The sequence below is a fragment of the Pirellulales bacterium genome, from assembly GCA_036499395.1.
Classification (GTDB): domain Bacteria; phylum Planctomycetota; class Planctomycetia; order Pirellulales; family JACPPG01; genus JACPPG01.
In genome coordinates this window covers 78,387-94,553 of the sequence record DASYDW010000132.1, presented here as the reverse complement: position 1 = coordinate 94,553, position 16,167 = coordinate 78,387, and the positions used below count along the sequence as shown (strand labels likewise).

General features: G+C 59.8%; 9 protein-coding genes and 1 tRNA gene. 5 read left to right on the top strand and 5 right to left on the bottom strand.

The genetic code is table 11. The annotated features are described in order from the left end of the window. Nucleotides 1–124 precede the first annotated feature (124 nt). On the bottom strand, nt 125–1,006 hold the full coding sequence (locus VGN12_27295; protein HEY4313188.1) for an SMP-30/gluconolactonase/LRE family protein: 882 nt from the start codon (nt 1,004–1,006) through the stop codon (nt 125–127). A gap of 692 nt (nt 1,007–1,698) precedes the next feature. Here VGN12_27295 and VGN12_27290 point away from each other — a divergent pair. Next, a complete protein-coding gene (locus tag VGN12_27290) occupies nt 1,699–2,544 on the top strand; it encodes a PEP-CTERM sorting domain-containing protein (GenBank protein HEY4313187.1) in 846 nt (281 codons plus the stop codon). A 406-nt stretch (nt 2,545–2,950) separates the two neighbouring features. Here the strand turns inward: VGN12_27290 and VGN12_27285 are convergent. Further along, nucleotides 2,951–3,023 (bottom strand) — tRNA-Asn (locus tag VGN12_27285). Nucleotides 3,024–3,515: 492 nt separating this feature from the next. Between VGN12_27285 and VGN12_27280 the strand changes: the two genes are divergently transcribed. After that, the gene (locus VGN12_27280) at nt 3,516–5,027 is read left to right on the top strand and encodes a S8 family serine peptidase (GenBank protein ID HEY4313186.1); all 1,512 of its coding nucleotides are present in this window, start codon (nt 3,516–3,518) and stop codon (nt 5,025–5,027) included. A 48-nt stretch (nt 5,028–5,075) separates the two neighbouring features. Here the strand turns inward: VGN12_27280 and VGN12_27275 are convergent, their stop codons facing one another. Next, nucleotides 5,076–6,758, bottom strand: coding sequence for a hypothetical protein (locus VGN12_27275; protein ID HEY4313185.1), 1,683 nt, complete (start codon nt 6,756–6,758; stop codon nt 5,076–5,078). A 595-nt stretch (nt 6,759–7,353) separates the two neighbouring features. Between VGN12_27275 and VGN12_27270 the strand changes: the two genes are divergently transcribed. After that, a complete protein-coding gene (locus VGN12_27270) occupies nt 7,354–10,584 on the top strand; it encodes an efflux RND transporter permease subunit (GenBank protein ID HEY4313184.1) in 3,231 nt (1,076 codons plus the stop codon). A gap of 97 nt (nt 10,585–10,681) precedes the next feature. Further along, nucleotides 10,682–12,088, top strand: a complete 1,407-nt coding sequence (locus tag VGN12_27265) for an efflux RND transporter periplasmic adaptor subunit (GenBank protein HEY4313183.1) — start codon at nt 10,682–10,684, stop codon at nt 12,086–12,088. A 244-nt stretch (nt 12,089–12,332) separates the two neighbouring features. Here the strand turns inward: VGN12_27265 and VGN12_27260 are convergent, their stop codons facing one another. Both VGN12_27260 and VGN12_27255 read right to left on the bottom strand, forming a co-directional pair. Next, nucleotides 12,333–13,280 (bottom strand): alpha/beta hydrolase, encoded by a 948-nt coding sequence (locus VGN12_27260; protein HEY4313182.1) that lies wholly within the window; start codon nt 13,278–13,280, stop codon nt 12,333–12,335. Nucleotides 13,281–13,498: 218 nt separating this feature from the next. Next, nucleotides 13,499–14,950 (bottom strand): outer membrane beta-barrel protein, encoded by a 1,452-nt coding sequence (locus tag VGN12_27255; GenBank protein ID HEY4313181.1) that lies wholly within the window; start codon nt 14,948–14,950, stop codon nt 13,499–13,501. Between the two features lie 373 nt (nt 14,951–15,323). Here VGN12_27255 and VGN12_27250 point away from each other — a divergent pair, with 373 nt between their 5' ends. Further along, entirely contained in the window at nt 15,324–16,157 is an 834-nt protein-coding gene (locus VGN12_27250; protein ID HEY4313180.1) for a transporter, read from the top strand. Nucleotides 16,158–16,167 lie beyond the last annotated feature (10 nt).

Genomic DNA, 16,167 nt, shown 5'->3' with positions numbered 1-16,167 from the left:
GCAGTTTGTCCTAATGCACAGACCGGCATCGTCTACAGCCCGGTGGCCCCCGGACGTTGTTCAACCATCAACCGCGCTTTGCCACCACCAGGGCCGCCGAGCGTTCAAGCCATGCCACGGCACGTCAGTCGACAATGGGAATCGCCGTGAGCGTTCCGGCCTTCGAATCCGGGACCAGGATCCGCCCCTTGTCGTCCAGAACAATGTCGGCCGCAGATTTGAATCCTTCGGCGAAGACTTCTGGTTTTGCGCCGGGCTCGTTGATGCGGAAAACCCGGCCACCGCGCACGTCGCCGATGTAGATTCTGCCCTTCGCGTCTTTGACAACGCCGTCAGCGCCACCAAGACCCGGGGCCAACTCAGTTGCCGCGCCGTTCGCGATTTCCACCCGATAAAGCCGGCCGGATGCAACGTCGGCCAGCAACAGGTGATCCTTTCCATCGGCCAACAGGCCATTCGGCCCTTTGAGACCGGGTGCCGCCTTCGTATCGGTGACGATCGAGACTTCCTTGTTCGGCCGGATTCGATAGACAGCGCCATTGGCGACGAAAGTTCCCGATTCGGAAACAAATACGTCGCCTTCTGGACCAACTTCAATGTCATTCAGAAAGAATGGCTTGACCGGAAATCCGTCAGTGTCGACGAAGACGCTGGCCTCGCCGGCAGCATCAATCCGCCACACCTTCTTCTTGTCGGCAACAAAAAGTTCCTTTCCTTTACGACCAATGCCGCGCGGGTCATTCATTCCCTTGGCAATAACGGTCGCCTTGCCATTCTCAATGGCGACTACCTGGCCATCGTCTTCGGCGTCAGGCTTCCCGGTGATTGTGACGTAGATTCGGCCATCGTCGCCAACCACGGCCGATTCCGGATTATCAAGCCCCTCGGCGAGCAGAATCTTTTCCGCGGCTAGAGTTACGCCGGAAAGACCGAAAGCAAAGACCGTGACGCCGATCGCAAATGCAACGCGTAGCGATCGCAACGTCGTGGTGTACCGCAAAATCATTGATGGATGCTCCCTGAAAAATGGCATGGACAGCAGGCGTCGATGCGGGACCGTAGACCGTGGTTCCCGCTCAGGTATAACGACCTGCGGAACGAGTTTCAATTGTGGCCGCACGATTTCCAGACCCAAATAATGCGGCCCCCTATCTGCACCTTACGGTTCCTCGGAAGAATCCGCGGGCAGTTCACCGGCAAGTTCCGCCCTCCTCGTCAGGTTATTTCCCAATGCAATTCAAGAAGAAGGCATTCTATGAGGACGCCGAAAGGTTTCCCGGCATGGCGGCTTTGAGGTGAGATGGCAGCCCTCCTCATTCGATCAGAGGAGGGTTTGGCGATTCTCGCCATGATCTAACCTGGCTCTCATCATGCGCGAACATTCGGCGGATAAACTTCGGCCCATGTACGGCTGCCCGGCCCATGGATAGCGAGTGACCAATTGCTCGAATCGCGATCCTGGGCAACGCCGTTTCCCGCCTTCGTGACCATGGTGACGCTAGCCAACGAATCTGCCATTCGTTCGAGCCTTCTTCCGCGTCGCTAGAGTCGCGCTTCCTCATTGGCGGCCGCCGATTTGCGTTGCGCCCCTTGCGCTCTAGCTGTGGTGGCATGCGCACGTTCAGTTCTTCCGACTCTCACAGTTGCCAAAAAACCGGGGCTTTGCCCCATCATTTGGCCTAAAAAAGGAATCGTCTAATGACCTGCACCTTTGCTTCGCAACGTACGCTCTTCGCTGCGCCCTTGCACCATCTTATGCTCGGTCTTCTTGCGCTGGTGATCGCTTTCGCCGCGGTTGGGCACGCTTCTGCCACAACCATCTCGCAAATTCCCGGCGGCGCCGCTGCTGCCGCTTCCTTCACGCTCAATAACGTCGAAGTTGTCGGAATACTCGACAGCTTCTCGACCAACAACACGGTGGTTCTCCAGGACTCGACCGGCTCGATCCTCGACTTTCGAATCCCGAACGCCACGTATGTTCCTCAGGTGGGCGACATCATCAACCTCACCGCGAATAACACGCCGTTCCAGGACGGACCAGAGTTGGCCGGCAGTAGCAACACAGCGGTCTCGCTCGTTTCGTCCGGCAATCCCCTCAACATCCCCGTGATCTCCATCCCGCAGTTCAATTCCGCGGTTAACGCATCCGGCAGCGCGACACAGTATGGCGAGGCCATCGTGACGCTCAAAAACGTCCACTTTGCAGCAGGTACTTCCACGACGCTGTCGCAAAATACGTCGTACACGATTACGGATGGACTCAATATTGCGATACTGTACGCGAACAAAAGCTACAGCAATGTGGGCCAGACTCCCTCGACGACCAACGGGTTGGCGCAGCTCAACGCCCTCGGCGGTGGCGGTGCCGCGGCGCTCGACATTACGGGCTTCGTCAGCAACTTCTTCGGAACGGCCGAGTTCTTTCCCCTCTCGGCCACGGCGTCAGTTCCCGAGCCCGCGAGCCTGTCACTGCTCGGCCTGGGCGCGATCGGTTTTCTGGCCTGCAAGGGTCGCACGATCGCCAAGCGAGCGCGGCGGAACTAACAGCAATTCCGGACAGTGCAGGTGCCTACCGCCCGGCCGCTCGTCGGGCCCTCGGTCTCAGCCCGGCTTGACGTCCTAACGAGCCGGCAGATGATCTGAAACCAACCTCTGCTCCGTCGGCGTCGAATTGGCGCTGGCGGGGCAGACTTCATTGCGACGGCCACCGCAAAGAGGAGCGACGGCAGCAAATTGCTGCCGGAATATGCTCGGATCGGAGTCACACAGGCCGTGGCGACCTCGCACTATTCGCAAGTCGCCGCCGAGCACATTGAGCGGCCCATAGAAGCGCTGCACGATCCGGCGCAGCAAGCAGCCGTTTTGGCTCGATCCGAGCAGGAATTCGAACCCTCGACCCCCGAAATTTCTGCGGGAAACGAGGACTTACTAGTCGGTACGACAAGTTCAGCTCCCCGACTAGGACTCGAACCTAGGACTTAGCGGTTAACAGCCGCTCGCTCTACCAACTGAGCTATCGGGGATCAGGAATTTGCAATGGTACTTTATCAGTCAACTTGGGACAAGATTCCCTGGTTAGCCGGGCGGGCCACGGGCGAATCCGCCTATAAAAATCGCTGGACCCGGTCCGGAGACGTCATTAGGATCAGGCCGACGGGTTCCCCGTATTCGCCTCGTACCGAGCTTGACAGCTAATGACCGTCGGATAAATCCGCCCCCTCTCGGAAAAACGCTAGTGAGCGCTTGAGACTCCGGCTGCGCCAGCCCCTCTGGGGCGATCCGTGGCGCCGTCTCGCCGGTTCCGTACTTTTTCGTGCCGCGCCATTGATCGCGCCCATCGATTCGACGGTTTCCGTTCGTCACGATTGCGCCAATTGAGAGGGCGCGGTGCAAGTCGACTGCCCCGCCCGTTGGTAGGCCTGGCTGAATTGTTGCGTTCTTGAACCCTTTTCCTCAAATCCTGGCAGAGCGAGCTCATGCAGAGACCTCAGGCGATCGGCAGGATAATAACGATCGTGATTCCATGCGTGGCCTTGGGCCTGATGCTGGCCAATCGCTTAGACGCGGCGGGACTGGATACAAAGCGAATCAACGGTGACGACGCCGCGACACTATTGGGAACCGGGACCGGGGTGATCGTGGGTATCGTCGACAGCGGCGTCGACGTGAATCACCCCGCGCTTTCCGGCACGGTTAGCGGCGGCCAGCCGCGGCTGGTGGCCGAGGCCAATTTCGTCACGACCGAGCCTACGAATACCGGCGACGACGTTTACGGCCACGGCACCGCAGTCGCGGCGCAGATCATGTCACGAAATTCTTCGCATCTGGCGGTCGCGACGGATGCACGCTACGTCGATGCGAGAGTTCTCGACTCGACCAACAGCTTCTCGTCCGATGCCTGGGTCGTGAACGGAATGGGTTTCGCGGTGGCAAATGGCGCGGACATCATCAATCTCAGCCTGGGCTATTTCAATTCCAATACGTCGGGCAATAGCCGCTTGTCCGAGATGGCCGACTATATCAGCTACGGTCTGCGCATCCCGATCACGGTGTCCGCCGGCAATGCCGGAATTTCATCCAATCCCTTGCCGCAGGGACCGGGAGATGCCTTCAACGTCTTCAGCGTCGGCTCGACCTCGAAGGCGTCTGGCTGGAGCCAGATCGTATCGAGCAGCTCATACGGCCCCACGACCGACGGTCGCGACAAGCCGGATATTTCGGCGCCGGGCGACCTCGTTTCCACAGCGCAAGAGCACACGACCGGTTACAGTCTGTGGAGCGGGACGAGCTTCGCGGCGCCGAATGTCGCTGGTGTGCTGACCGCAGCCATCGGCTACGGGCAAGCCAATGACCTGTCGACCGACCCATTGGTGCTGAAGGCGGCACTGATAAACACGGCCGAAAAAGTCCTCGACCGCAGCGGCAATGCTTGGGCACCCCAGGCGGCCAGTACATCGGCGGGCGTTCTGACGGTGACCAGCCCACTGCAAGCCTCGGCGGGCGCGGGCCAGGTGGATGGCTTGCAATTCGCCAAAGAATACATCGCCGGACAGCACGGTCCGGGAAACGTGCCAAGCGCCGGGTGGGATCTAGACAATGTCGGCACCACGACGCTCGACTGTCACCTGGGAGAACTGCAAGCCGGCAGCAGCCTTTCGACGACGCTCGACTGGATGCGTCACGTTGGCTGGACTGACCTAAACCATAACGGCCTGATCGATTCGTCGGATGCGTTTCCCATTCTCGCGCCGCTGGCTCATTTGAATCTTTACGTCTATCGAGACGGGCAACTGATCGCCGATTCGCTGAGCACGGTCGATGATGTGCAGGCGTTGTTCCTTACGAACGTCGCGGCCGGCGATTACAACATTCGTGTGACGCGCGCCAGCGGCAGCGGCGCGAGCGAAGAATTCGGGCTCGCCTGGACGGCGACGCAGGTGCCTGAGCCTTCGACCCTCGCACTGTTCGCACTCGGTAGTGGGGCGTTATTCGCGCGGCGACGCAAGAAAGACGATCGCACAAGTTGATGGTGATCGAGAGATTTCTGGTCGAGAACAGTTCGCGACTGCCCCGACCTACTGCCCACGCACGTTCGGCAGGGCCGGTCCGCGATAGGTGTCCACCGGCTCGATAGGGCCTGGCGGCCTGCGGCAGGCCAAAGCCTCGGCCGGAAAGCCGAGCGCGTAGAACAGACGGAACTGTGCGCGGTTGAAATCGGCCACGGTGCGATAGTAGTTGACGTATGCCTGTTGCAATTGCTGCAGCGAGGCCACGACTTCCTGTGGCCGATTCACGAGCGTCAGAATATCGTTGAAACGCTGCGTCTGCCCCAGTCCGATCAAGTTTCCGCGATAGGATTCGAGCCCTTGCTTCAGGCCGGTCTCGGCCTGCACAACGCGCATGGTTGCCGAGTCGACGTCGGCCTTGGCCTGGGCCACCTCGGCGGCCACATGATCCTGTGTGTTAAAGAGCTCGATATTGGCCAGCTCGGTTTCGCCACGCTGTTCGCGAACCTTTGCCTGATAGCCGAAGCCCAGGTTGTCGAGCTGCCATACAGCCTGCGCGGCAACATCACCACGGCCGGCCCATTGGTTCAAGCTGCCGTTAGTGCCGGTCGCGTAAATGCCCCCCTGAAAGTAAAAGTCCGGCGTACCGTTGCCTGTCACCAGCAAGCTGGGCATCAGCGGACGTAGTCTTTCGCGTTGCAGTCGAATAATATTCGCGCGGACGATGGCACGACTCGAGGCCAGCTCGGGCCGGTTCATCAACCCAACCACGATCAGGTCATCCACCATCCAGCTTGGCTCGATCAGCGTGACCTGCAAATGATCGGGCTCGAGTGGCACAATCACGGCCGCAGGATCGAGCCGCAAAACGCGCGTCAAATTAGCACTCGACACCCGCCATTGTTGGCGCGCGATTTGGGTTGACTGCTCTAGCTCAGCCTTTAAAGTCCGCGCACGCTCGATCTCGTCCGGCGCCACCAGGCCGCGAGCTAAAGACTCGACCCGGCGGACGACGTCATCGGCCTTGGTCGTGGCATCGGTCATTGCCGAGTACGTGCCACGCGCCATCTGCACGTTGAAGTACGATTCGGCCGTGATTTCGAGCGCCTCGTTGCGGGCCGTTTGCGTATCGATGCGCCGCGCAACCAGCACCTGGCGCGCCGCCAGCGGCTCGAAATAAGCGTCCGCCGTTCCGACACGCAGCACAGCACCGCCGCCGGCGATGAAGGAGTTCGTGCTGTCGACAAGCAGGTTACCATTCGTGTTCTGAATGCCGCCGGTGTGGCGAATGTAAGCGCTACCCGCGTCAAGGTTCGGCAGCCAGAGGACATTTGCCTTTTCCGCTTGTGCCGCCGCGATCTGCACGCGCGCTTGTGCCGCGGCGATCAACAGCGGGCGCCCGTTCGAGAGCCGCAACGCCGTTGCAAGATTGATCGGCAGCGGTCGATCTGATGGGGCAGGTTCGCCGGGTGGAAGGACTTTAGCGGGGCCACGATCCGAAAGCAGCGGGCCGGTCATCACATCAGCCGGGCGCGGCGGAGGATTCGCCGGTATCGACATTGCCCCCACGGGCGGGCCGACCATGCTTTGGGACGGACTGGGCAAACGCGTCGGACCGGGGCCTGTGGCGGACTGGGCGGGGGGTGGCGCCGCTATCGCTTCGGGGGGCGCCGGGCGTTGGGCCAAGCTAACGACCTGGCCCGAAACGCGCGCAGCATCGCAAGTGACCATGGCTAATGCCAGGACGATCATAGCGCAGCACCACCGTCCGAGCTTTCGACAAGGAAATGCCGGACAACAGGCTGGCCGCGCCTCGTGAATTGCCGAGGCGGCCTGGGCCATCGCGAGTTCCTTACGGGTGAATACTAAAAGAGCCAAACAAGCTCGGCACGTACAGGTAACGCACGCTGTCGTTAATCTGCGGGCGGGTGCCTCGCCAGATTTGCGACGTGCTCGGTTGGCCCAAAGGTCAGGACGACCATCATGAAACGAGGGGGGCGCGCACGGGGCGCGATTATTCGGTCTGTGATGTTGGAATCGGACTTGCCGTCGGTTCCGCATGAGCCGGTGGTAGCGGCGGCCTACAGGCGTTTGAACCCGCACGGTCGGCAACTGTTTTCGCAGCTTTCCGCATCCTCACATCCTGAGTGGTACGTTCCTAAGGCTGCTCTGCGGCAGGGATTCGTGCTGGCATCTTGAGATTTGAATCCGGATCATGCCAGTGACCGGATGATAGCGATGCCTGCGCGCGCGAGTTTACCAGCCTCGCTGCGCGGCGATTTAACTGGCTCCTGCCGACTGCCGCTTCGACGTATTCGACTCCTGCCGCTCGAGAAAGGTCCGCCGCGTGAATCCCGTCTTCTTCGCCATGAAGCATCCCATCAGTACCCTGATGCTGGTGGTGGGCCTGGTATGCGGCGGCACGATGGCCCTGAGCCGAATGCGCGTCGATATTTTTCCGCCGCTGAACGAGCCGCGGATTTACGTCTTCTTGCAGTACGGCGGTATGAGCCCCGCCCAGATGGAAGGGTTGATCGTCAACCAGTTCGAACTGCTCTTCCAGTATGTGGACGGCATCAAGGCGATCGAATCGCACAGCATTCAGCAGGTCGCGCTGGTGAAGATGTCGTTCTTTCCCGGCACGGACATGGGAGCGGCCGAAGGCGAAGTCGTGGCCATGGCCAATCGCGCCATGTCGCGCATGCCCCCCGGCACGCTGCCGCCAATGATCATGCGCATGGACGAAGGAAGTGTGCCGGTCGGCTACCTGGTACTAACCAGCGAGACGACCCCACTAGGGCTCGTCGGCGATATCGCGATGAACGTGATTCGTCCGCTGGTGCAATCGAATGTGCCGGGAACTGTGGCCACGGCGCCGTTCGGCCCAAACGTGCGCACGATTCTGGTAAACATCGATCCACAAAAGTTGCAGAGTTACAACCTGACGCCGCAGGATGTCGTCAACTCGTTGATGGCGGGTAACACGATCGTGCCCGCCGGCAACTTGTATATCAAGGACCAGATGCCGCTGGTGCCCAACAACGCACTGGTCGACGATATCCAGGAAATTGGCAAGATTCCGCTTCGATTGGGACAGAATCTGTATGTCCGCGACGTCTCGACGATCGAAGACTCGACCGACGTCAACTACGGTTATGCACTGGTCGACGGCAAGAAGTCGGTCTACCTGCCCATCATCAAGAAAGACACGGCGTCGACATTGACCGTGGCTGCAGACGTGTACAAGTCGTTGCAGATATTCAAAGACGCCGTGCCAAAGGACGTGACCGTCCGCTTCGAGTTCGACGAATCTCCCACGGTTAAGGACGCGATCCGCAGCGTGGCGACCGAAGGCTTCATCGGCGCGACGCTGACCGGCCTGATGATTCTGATCTTTCTGCGCGACGTGCGCAGCGTGGTGGTCGTGGTGCTAAATATTCCCCTCGCACTCACCGGGTCGCTGGCCGGCCTGTGGTTGACCGGCAATACGATCAACATCATGTCGCTGGGCGGCATGGCGCTATCGATCGGCATGTTGGTCGACGAGGCCACGGTCTCGATCGAGAATATTCACGTTCAGATGACAAAGACTAAACGGCTCGCCAGGGCCGTCGAACGTGGCAGCATGCAAACGGCCGTGCCGCGATTGCTGGCGATGCTGTGCATTTTGTCCGTGTTCATCCCGGCGTTCGTCATGGAAGATCCGATCCGATCTCTGTTCATGCCGCTGGCGCTCGCGGTCGGCTTCGCGATGATTTCATCGTACTTGCTCTCCAGCACGCTGGTGCCGATTGTCTGCGTATGGCTTCTTAAGCCGCATGCCGAGCACGAAGAGGGAGAGCCTGAACATAAGAAGGACTGGTTCGATGGGCTGCAGTCACGGTTCGAGAAGCTCGTCAGCCACGTGGTCGAGCATCGCAGGCTGATCGTGCCGGGCTATCTGATTCTTTGCGGATTAGTTCTCGGTCTGGGCGGTATGCAGCTAGGAACCGAGCTCTTTCCGCAAGTCGATTCCGGCGAGTTCGTGCTCCGATACCGGCCCCCCGCGGGATCGAATTTCGAGATCACGCGTCAAATGGGTGTAAAGATCCTGCAAATCATGCAGCAGGACGTCGGAGCCGAGAATATCGATATCAGCCTGGGGTATGCCGGGCAGATCGCGCCGAACTTCGGCATGAACAATATCGTGCTGTTCATGCGCGGCCCGGACGACGGCTGGATGCGGGCGAAATTCCGCGAGGGCGGGGGCGTTAAGCTCGATGCCTTCCGCGAGCGGATGCGCACCGTTTTGCCTGAGAAGATCGTCCCGTTCATGGCAAAGCTACTGGAATCGTACGGCGTCGCGCCGGAAGTGGCCGCGAAACGAGCGAAAGATTGCAGCTTCGGCTTCGAGCCGGGTGATATCGTCAGTGAAGTGATGAGCTTCGGGTCGCCGACGCCGATCGAGGTCGTGGTCGCCAGCCCGAACATTCCGGACGCTATCAAGCATGCCGACCGTGTCCGGGCAGAAATGCAGAAGATTCCCTATCTGCGCGACGTGCAGTTTCACGAGTCACTCGCCTATCCGTCGGTCGAAATCGACATTGATCGCGAAAAGGCTGGCCTGTCGGGCGTGACGGCGCAACAAGTGGGCAACGCCGCGATCGTGGCCACTTCGTCCAGCCGCTTCATCGCACTCAATTACTGGCAAAATCCGAAAACGGGCTTCGATTACCAGGTCGAAGTTCTGGTGCCAACACAGCAAATGACTTCGTCGGACCAGGTCGCCACGCTACCGATCGAACAGGTAACAAACGCCGTCAACCTGATGGTGCGCGACGTCGCCAACATTCGCGAAGGGACGATGATGGAGCAGATCGACCGCATCGCCTCGCAGCGTTACGTCAGCATTACTGCCAACGTCGAAGGCGAAGATATGGGGCGCGCTTCGCGGCAAGTATCCGCAGCGATCAAGGCGGCTGGCGCTCCGCCGCGCGGCGTCCGCGTGATGACCCGCGGCCAGTTCCCCCCGATGGTCGAAATGTTCAAAGGTCTGGGCATCGGACTTTGCATCGCGGTTGTCGTTATTCTGATTTTGTTGACCGCCTATTTCGAATCGCCGCGGCTGGCCATCATTTCGATCAGCGCCGTGCCGGGCGTATTGTCCGGCATCGTGATTATCTTGCTACTCAGCGGCACGACGTTGAACCTGGAATCGTTCATGGGAACGATCATGTGCATCGGCGTCTCGGTGTCGAACTCCGTGATGCTCGTAACCTTCGTTAACGAACATTGGCGCGGCGGCGAGAAGAGTGTGTTGGCCGCCACGAGCGGTGCCGCCGAACGCTTACGGCCGATTATCATGACCGCCTGCGCGATGACCGTGGGCATGATTCCCATGTCATTGGCGCTCGAGGCCGGCAGCCAAATGCAGGCACCGCTGGGCCGAGCCGTCATCGGCGGTTTGGTCTGCTCGACCTTCGCCACATTGCTGGTAGTACCGGCGATTTTTGTGGTCGTGATGGGCCGCCAGTCGCCACATTCACTCTCGGTACATCCCGACGATCCAGAAAGTCCGCATTATGATCCGCAAGCATAAATCCGCACACCAGACGAACATCTTGTCCCCTCTCCCTCTGGGAGCGTCAGGCGTGAGCGCTACGCGCGATATCCCTCTCCCTCTGGGAGAGGGCAGGGTGAGGGGCACGCGCACAGCTGCGGCCGCACTTGCGCTACTGCTATCCGTATCGCTCACCGGCTGCGGGCGCCATGCCAAGAGCGATGCCGAGGTCATCTCAGACATTCCCACGGTGAAACTGGTGCATGCGGAAAGTCGCGATCTTTCGCGCGCCGTCGGCCAGCCGTCATTCATTGATTCCTACGAGCAAACGGCGATCTATGCCAAGCTGCCGGCCTACATCCAGAAGTGGAATTCCGATATCGGCGATCGCGTCAAGGAAGGGGACCTGCTGGCAACGCTCTACATTCCCGAGCTGGAACAGGAATGGAACCTGAAAAAGGCGCAGGTCACGATGGATACGGCTCTGGTCGCCCAGGCGAAACGACTGGTCGACGTGGCGGCTGGCAATCTGAAAGCGGCCGACGCCAAGATTCTCGAAACGCGGGCTGACGTCGGCAAGTTCGAAGCGCTTGTCAAACGATGGGATTCGGAAGTCGGGCGGCAAGTCAAAATGGTTGACGAACGCGTGCTCGATCAGCAGATTCTGGGAGAATCGCGCCGCCAGTTCGAATCGAGTGTCGCCTCGAAGGATGCCGCTGATGCGGCAGTGCAAACGGCCGAAGCGATCGACGTGGCCCGTGCGGCGGATCTAGAGAAGTCGAAGGTCGATGTCGAAGTGGCGGACGCACGGCTCTCGGTCGCCAAAGCCGATGCCGAACGGGTTGCCGCGCTGTACAGCTATACGAAGCTGATCGCCCCCTATCCGAGCATTGTTGTGTTGCGCAACGCAAACACAGGGGATTTTGTGTTGCCGGCCACGGGCGATCCATCGGCGTCGGGCCGTACGATCGATCAATCGGCCGCTCGTGGCACACCGATCTACGTTCTTGCTCGCACGGACGTAGTTCGCATTTACGTCGACGTGCCCGAGTCCGAGGCGAATTACATCGTCAGCGAAGTCGACAAAAAGGCCGGCGACCCACGCCCGCTAAGCAAGGCCTCGGTGCGCATCGCGGCCTTTCAAAACGACGATATCCCGGCGACGGTCACGCGAAGCTCGTGGGCATTGAATATGAAAAGCCGTACGCTGCGAGCGGAAATTGATTTACACAATCCCGACGCCCGCTTGCTGCCGGGCATGTACGCCTATGGCACGGTGATGATCGAACGACCAAAAACCATGTCGCTGCCGCAATCGACAATCGTCGAGAATGGCAACCAGCAATGCTGCTTCTTGTATATCGACGGCAAGTCGGTGCGGACCCCGCTGCAGATCGGCTTGCGAGCCGGCGACTTGGTCGAAGTTCTGAAAAAGCAGCACGCCGGTGCATGGGTCGATTTCGACACCAAAGACCAGGTCATCGAAGGCGACCTCACCGAATTAGTCGACGGCGGCGAAGTAAAAATTGCCACGGCAAAATAGATCGGCCGTTTGAGAACACTGCTACCCTCGAAACCCCTCTCCTTCTGGGCCCTCTTGGGGAGGGCAGGGTGAGGGCGAAGTAAAGAAACGGCCCGCGCCCAGCCAAGCACCCCTGGCCCAGATATCGCGCACGAAATCCAGGCGTGCCCGTCGCGCTACCCCCTCTCCGAACTTATCTCTCACGGGGGAGAGGAATCGATGTGAGCAAGCCGCGGCACTGGCGGGAGCGCCCTCTTACTGGCTCTCACTTCGCAGCTTGTGCCTCGGCCGCGACAGGCGCCTTCAGATACTTATCGAACCACTCGCCCAGCGTGACGAAGTCTGCCAGGATCGTGGGCCAGCCGTGGCCGCCCCCTTTCTTGACGACTAGCTCGACCGGCACGCCCGTCTCCTTCAGCTTTGCCACCATCAGTTCAGACTGCTGCAGCGGCACAAGCTCGTCGGCGTCACCATGAATGATAAGTACCGGCGGATCATCCTTGGTCACGTAATAGATGGGCGAGATTTCCTTGACGATCCGTTCGCGCGTTTCCATGTCGACCGGCTTGAATAGCTTGGTGCCTGCCTCTTGCTCGTGAAAATCGAACGGAGCTTTGAACTGGTGATTCGGCTCGATGCCCAGCACCTTTTCTCCAAGCTTGCCATAGTTCAAGAAATCCGTTGGCGGGAAGAAGCAGGCCACGGCTTGCACCCGGCTCGACGCGCGATCGACGGGATCCTTCGCCTTCGGATTGCCGGTCTCTCCGGCGCACCCCATCATCAACGACAGGTGCCCACCGGCCGACGCGCCGCTAATGCCGATGCGATTCGGATCGATTTGAAAGTCATCGGCCTTGGTGCGAATGTAACGCACTGCGCGATGCAGGTCGGCCACGCATTCTGGTATCGTGAACTTCGGCTGGCTGCCGTGTACCACGGCGAAGACCGTGTAGCCCCGCTTCATCAAATCGAAGACAAAAATCGGCTGGATCTGATCTTTGCTCGAAACCCAGCCGCCGCTCATCACCAGTACCACTGCCGCACCGTTCGACTCTTTTGGCGTGAACACGTCCATCGTGAGAGCCATGCCGAACTTGCGCCCATAGATGACGTCTTGCTGCCGCTCGTAGGCATAACCCGCGGCATCTGCATGGGACGCCGCGAGCAGGCACAGGCACGAGCAAACGGTCGAGAGCAGGAAGAATTTCTTCATGGCCGTAAGAGATCCTCGAAGGCGGCGGGATGCGGATCGCGGGCTGCCACGGGCTGCTGCACCGTGGGCGGGGCATTTGCCCGGACACCATTCCGTTGTAATCGCCGCCGGCGCAATCGTCTACAGAAGGTCTTCGCGCGTGGGATCGGAAACTGCTTCGCGACCGGCCGATTTAGTAAGAATTCGCCGCCGCAGACCGGGCCTTCGAGGCCTGCCGGCTAGAACTGCAGGATCGCGTCCATGCCGACCAGGAACTGATAGGTGCGTAGCCCATCGTCGAAGGGCTTAGCCGGACCGCGATAGCTATCCCAGCGAATTTCGGGACGCAGCATGACGTTGTTCATGGGGGTCCAGTTCACACCCCAAGTCCACGAAGCGAAATTGCCGGGTAGCGGAACCTTGTTGGGGTTCGACTGCTCGGTCAGGCCGACGCGGGTGCCGCTCTGATCGCGGAACCATTCGATGCGGGTCCCTATCCGCCATTTGTCGGCCAGCTTGTAATAGAGGTATTGGTCGATGCCGTACCACAGAGCGGTGCCGCCCCCCGGGGCGCCCTGGGCCTGGCTGCCGAGCCATTGATGAAAGACGTATTCCAGTCGGCTCGTCGGCTGTAGATCAACAATGAAGCTGTAACGTGTACGGTTCGTATAGGCGTTCGTGACGTTGGGCAAATTGCCGGGATTGCTGAATTCATCTCCGGTGATGACAGCCAGCGAGCTCCACCACGCCTTGCCCGAGTAGCGAAGATTGCCGAGGAAGTTGCCGTGATTCTGCTGCTGGACGAGGTTGTTCCAGCCGTTGACGATGCCGGCCTGCAACTGCCAATTGCCGCGAACAGCGTTCAACATGCCGCCCCAGTTTGTAAAGGGGCCGGCGAACATGTAGCTGTAAGCGTGCGAGTAAAAGAAGTTGGTCGGTGACTGCACACCTTCGTAGCCAACGACCGTGTAGAAGTGGCCACCTTTGATCGAGGTGTTCTTCGTGCCGATCTCGGCGTAAGCCTGCGGCAGGGCCAGTCCGTCGAACTCGTTTGAGTTCCATCGTGGCGTGCCGTTGGGACTGACTTCCAAGCCGGTTGATTGGGCCAGGTTGTAATCGCCGCCGTAGAGCAGGTCAAAGCGACCGCCGTAAGTCCACGAGCCGTCGGCGGCCATCGGCCGGTCCGCAATCAAGTAGAGCTGATTGAGCTGGCCATTATCGACTTCGGTAGCGTTATAGGGGCCATTGAAATGGCTGTCGGGATTCGAGGTGTTTCCGAGAATACCACCGTCGACCCAGCCGCGCACGCGGATCGGTCCCGATTGAGGGATCAAACGGTTATAGGGATCGCCCCCTGCCTTGATTTGGCACTTCGCACATTGGCACCGTTTGGGGCATCGGGGAGTTGCACAGCCGTCCCCGATCGTGCAGCCGTCATATTCGAGTGCTTCACCGGCGCCAGAAAACGTGCCAACGCCGATGGGTTCGGATTCGACCGCGCCGTCCTGCCAAGCGTTGTCGTCCTCGTTCGGCGGCATGATAACGCCGTCTTCGATCACGTCGGCGACTGCTGCCGGTTCGGGCGGAATTTCACCTGCGAAGTCTTGGCTGGCAGTCGCAGCACCGGCGAGAATGAAACTGCAAAAACCCGCGACGAATATCGCAGGCATACGGCGCATGAACGAGGGCATAGCTAAGCCGCCTCCGTGGGTCTCGGGCGCGGGTGCGCAGGAATCTGCTGACGTTACGAACACCGGCCGGCGGCGAGCTTCGTTGCGGGAAAACGGCTGGCCGCCGGCGTGACGATCATTCGGGTTGTAACGGCAGTATCGGCGGTACCGGTTATCCGGCTGGAATCTGGACGGAAGAAATTCGACCAGCCTGACTCCCGGCTTAAACCGAGAGAACGTTGGTAAACTTTGCGGCCGCGCTAGCATCGTAGCTACGCTCTGCTCGCCGGTTACACCGACATGCCGAAGTCATTGCCGAGCCACACGTCGATCCGGCCGAAGAATCCCCTGATGTCGAAGCAATTTGTTTCTGAGTTGGCCTAAAGGACATGCTGTGATACGGCTCGCCCGATTCCTGATTCTGGCCACGGTTTGCGCAGCTAGCGCAACCCCGTTCGCTGCCAGTGCGCAGGACATCCTGGCGCGCCCCACCGAATTCAATCCACCCGGCATGGAGATGGAGACCGACCGCGATTCTTTCACCCCCGCCACCAGTAGCGTCGGGCGCGGGCGGCTGATGGTCGAATCGTCGTACTCATTCATCGCCAATCGCTCGGTGCCAGACGCCAACAGCGTGCCCGAGTTGCTGATCCGCACCGGAATTACGGATCGCTTCGAGATCCGGCTTGGCTGGAACTACGAATCTGGCGGGCCGACAGGGGCCGTCGCCGGCAGCGACCTAGGGGATGAAGATTTCGGAAGCGAAAAAGAATCGAAAGTTCTCTACGGAATCAAGTACGAAACGACGCAGCAGTCGGGCTGGATCCCCGAAAGCTCAGTGATCATCGAGGGATATACGCCGACGTCGGGACCGTCGAGCTTTTCACGTCTGGTAATGGCCGAAGTCTTTGGCTGGACGTTTCCCAACCGTTGGCAATTGAACACGTCGCTGCGCTACGGCCTGAATAACAACCTGACCGACGACTTCAACCAGTGGGCACCGTCGACGGTTCTGAAAATCCCCCTGAACGACCGTTGGGCCGTGCATGCCGAGTACTTCGGCATCGTCACTTCGAACCGCGATTCATCGATCAGTCAGCAATACATCAGTTTTGGCGGACATGTGCTACTGACGCCGAACTTCGAGCTGGGTGGTCGCTTTGGATTCGGCTTGAACGAACAGACCGCGAGCTTCTTCAACAATATCGGGTTCGGCTGCCGCTTTTAACGCCCGCTGC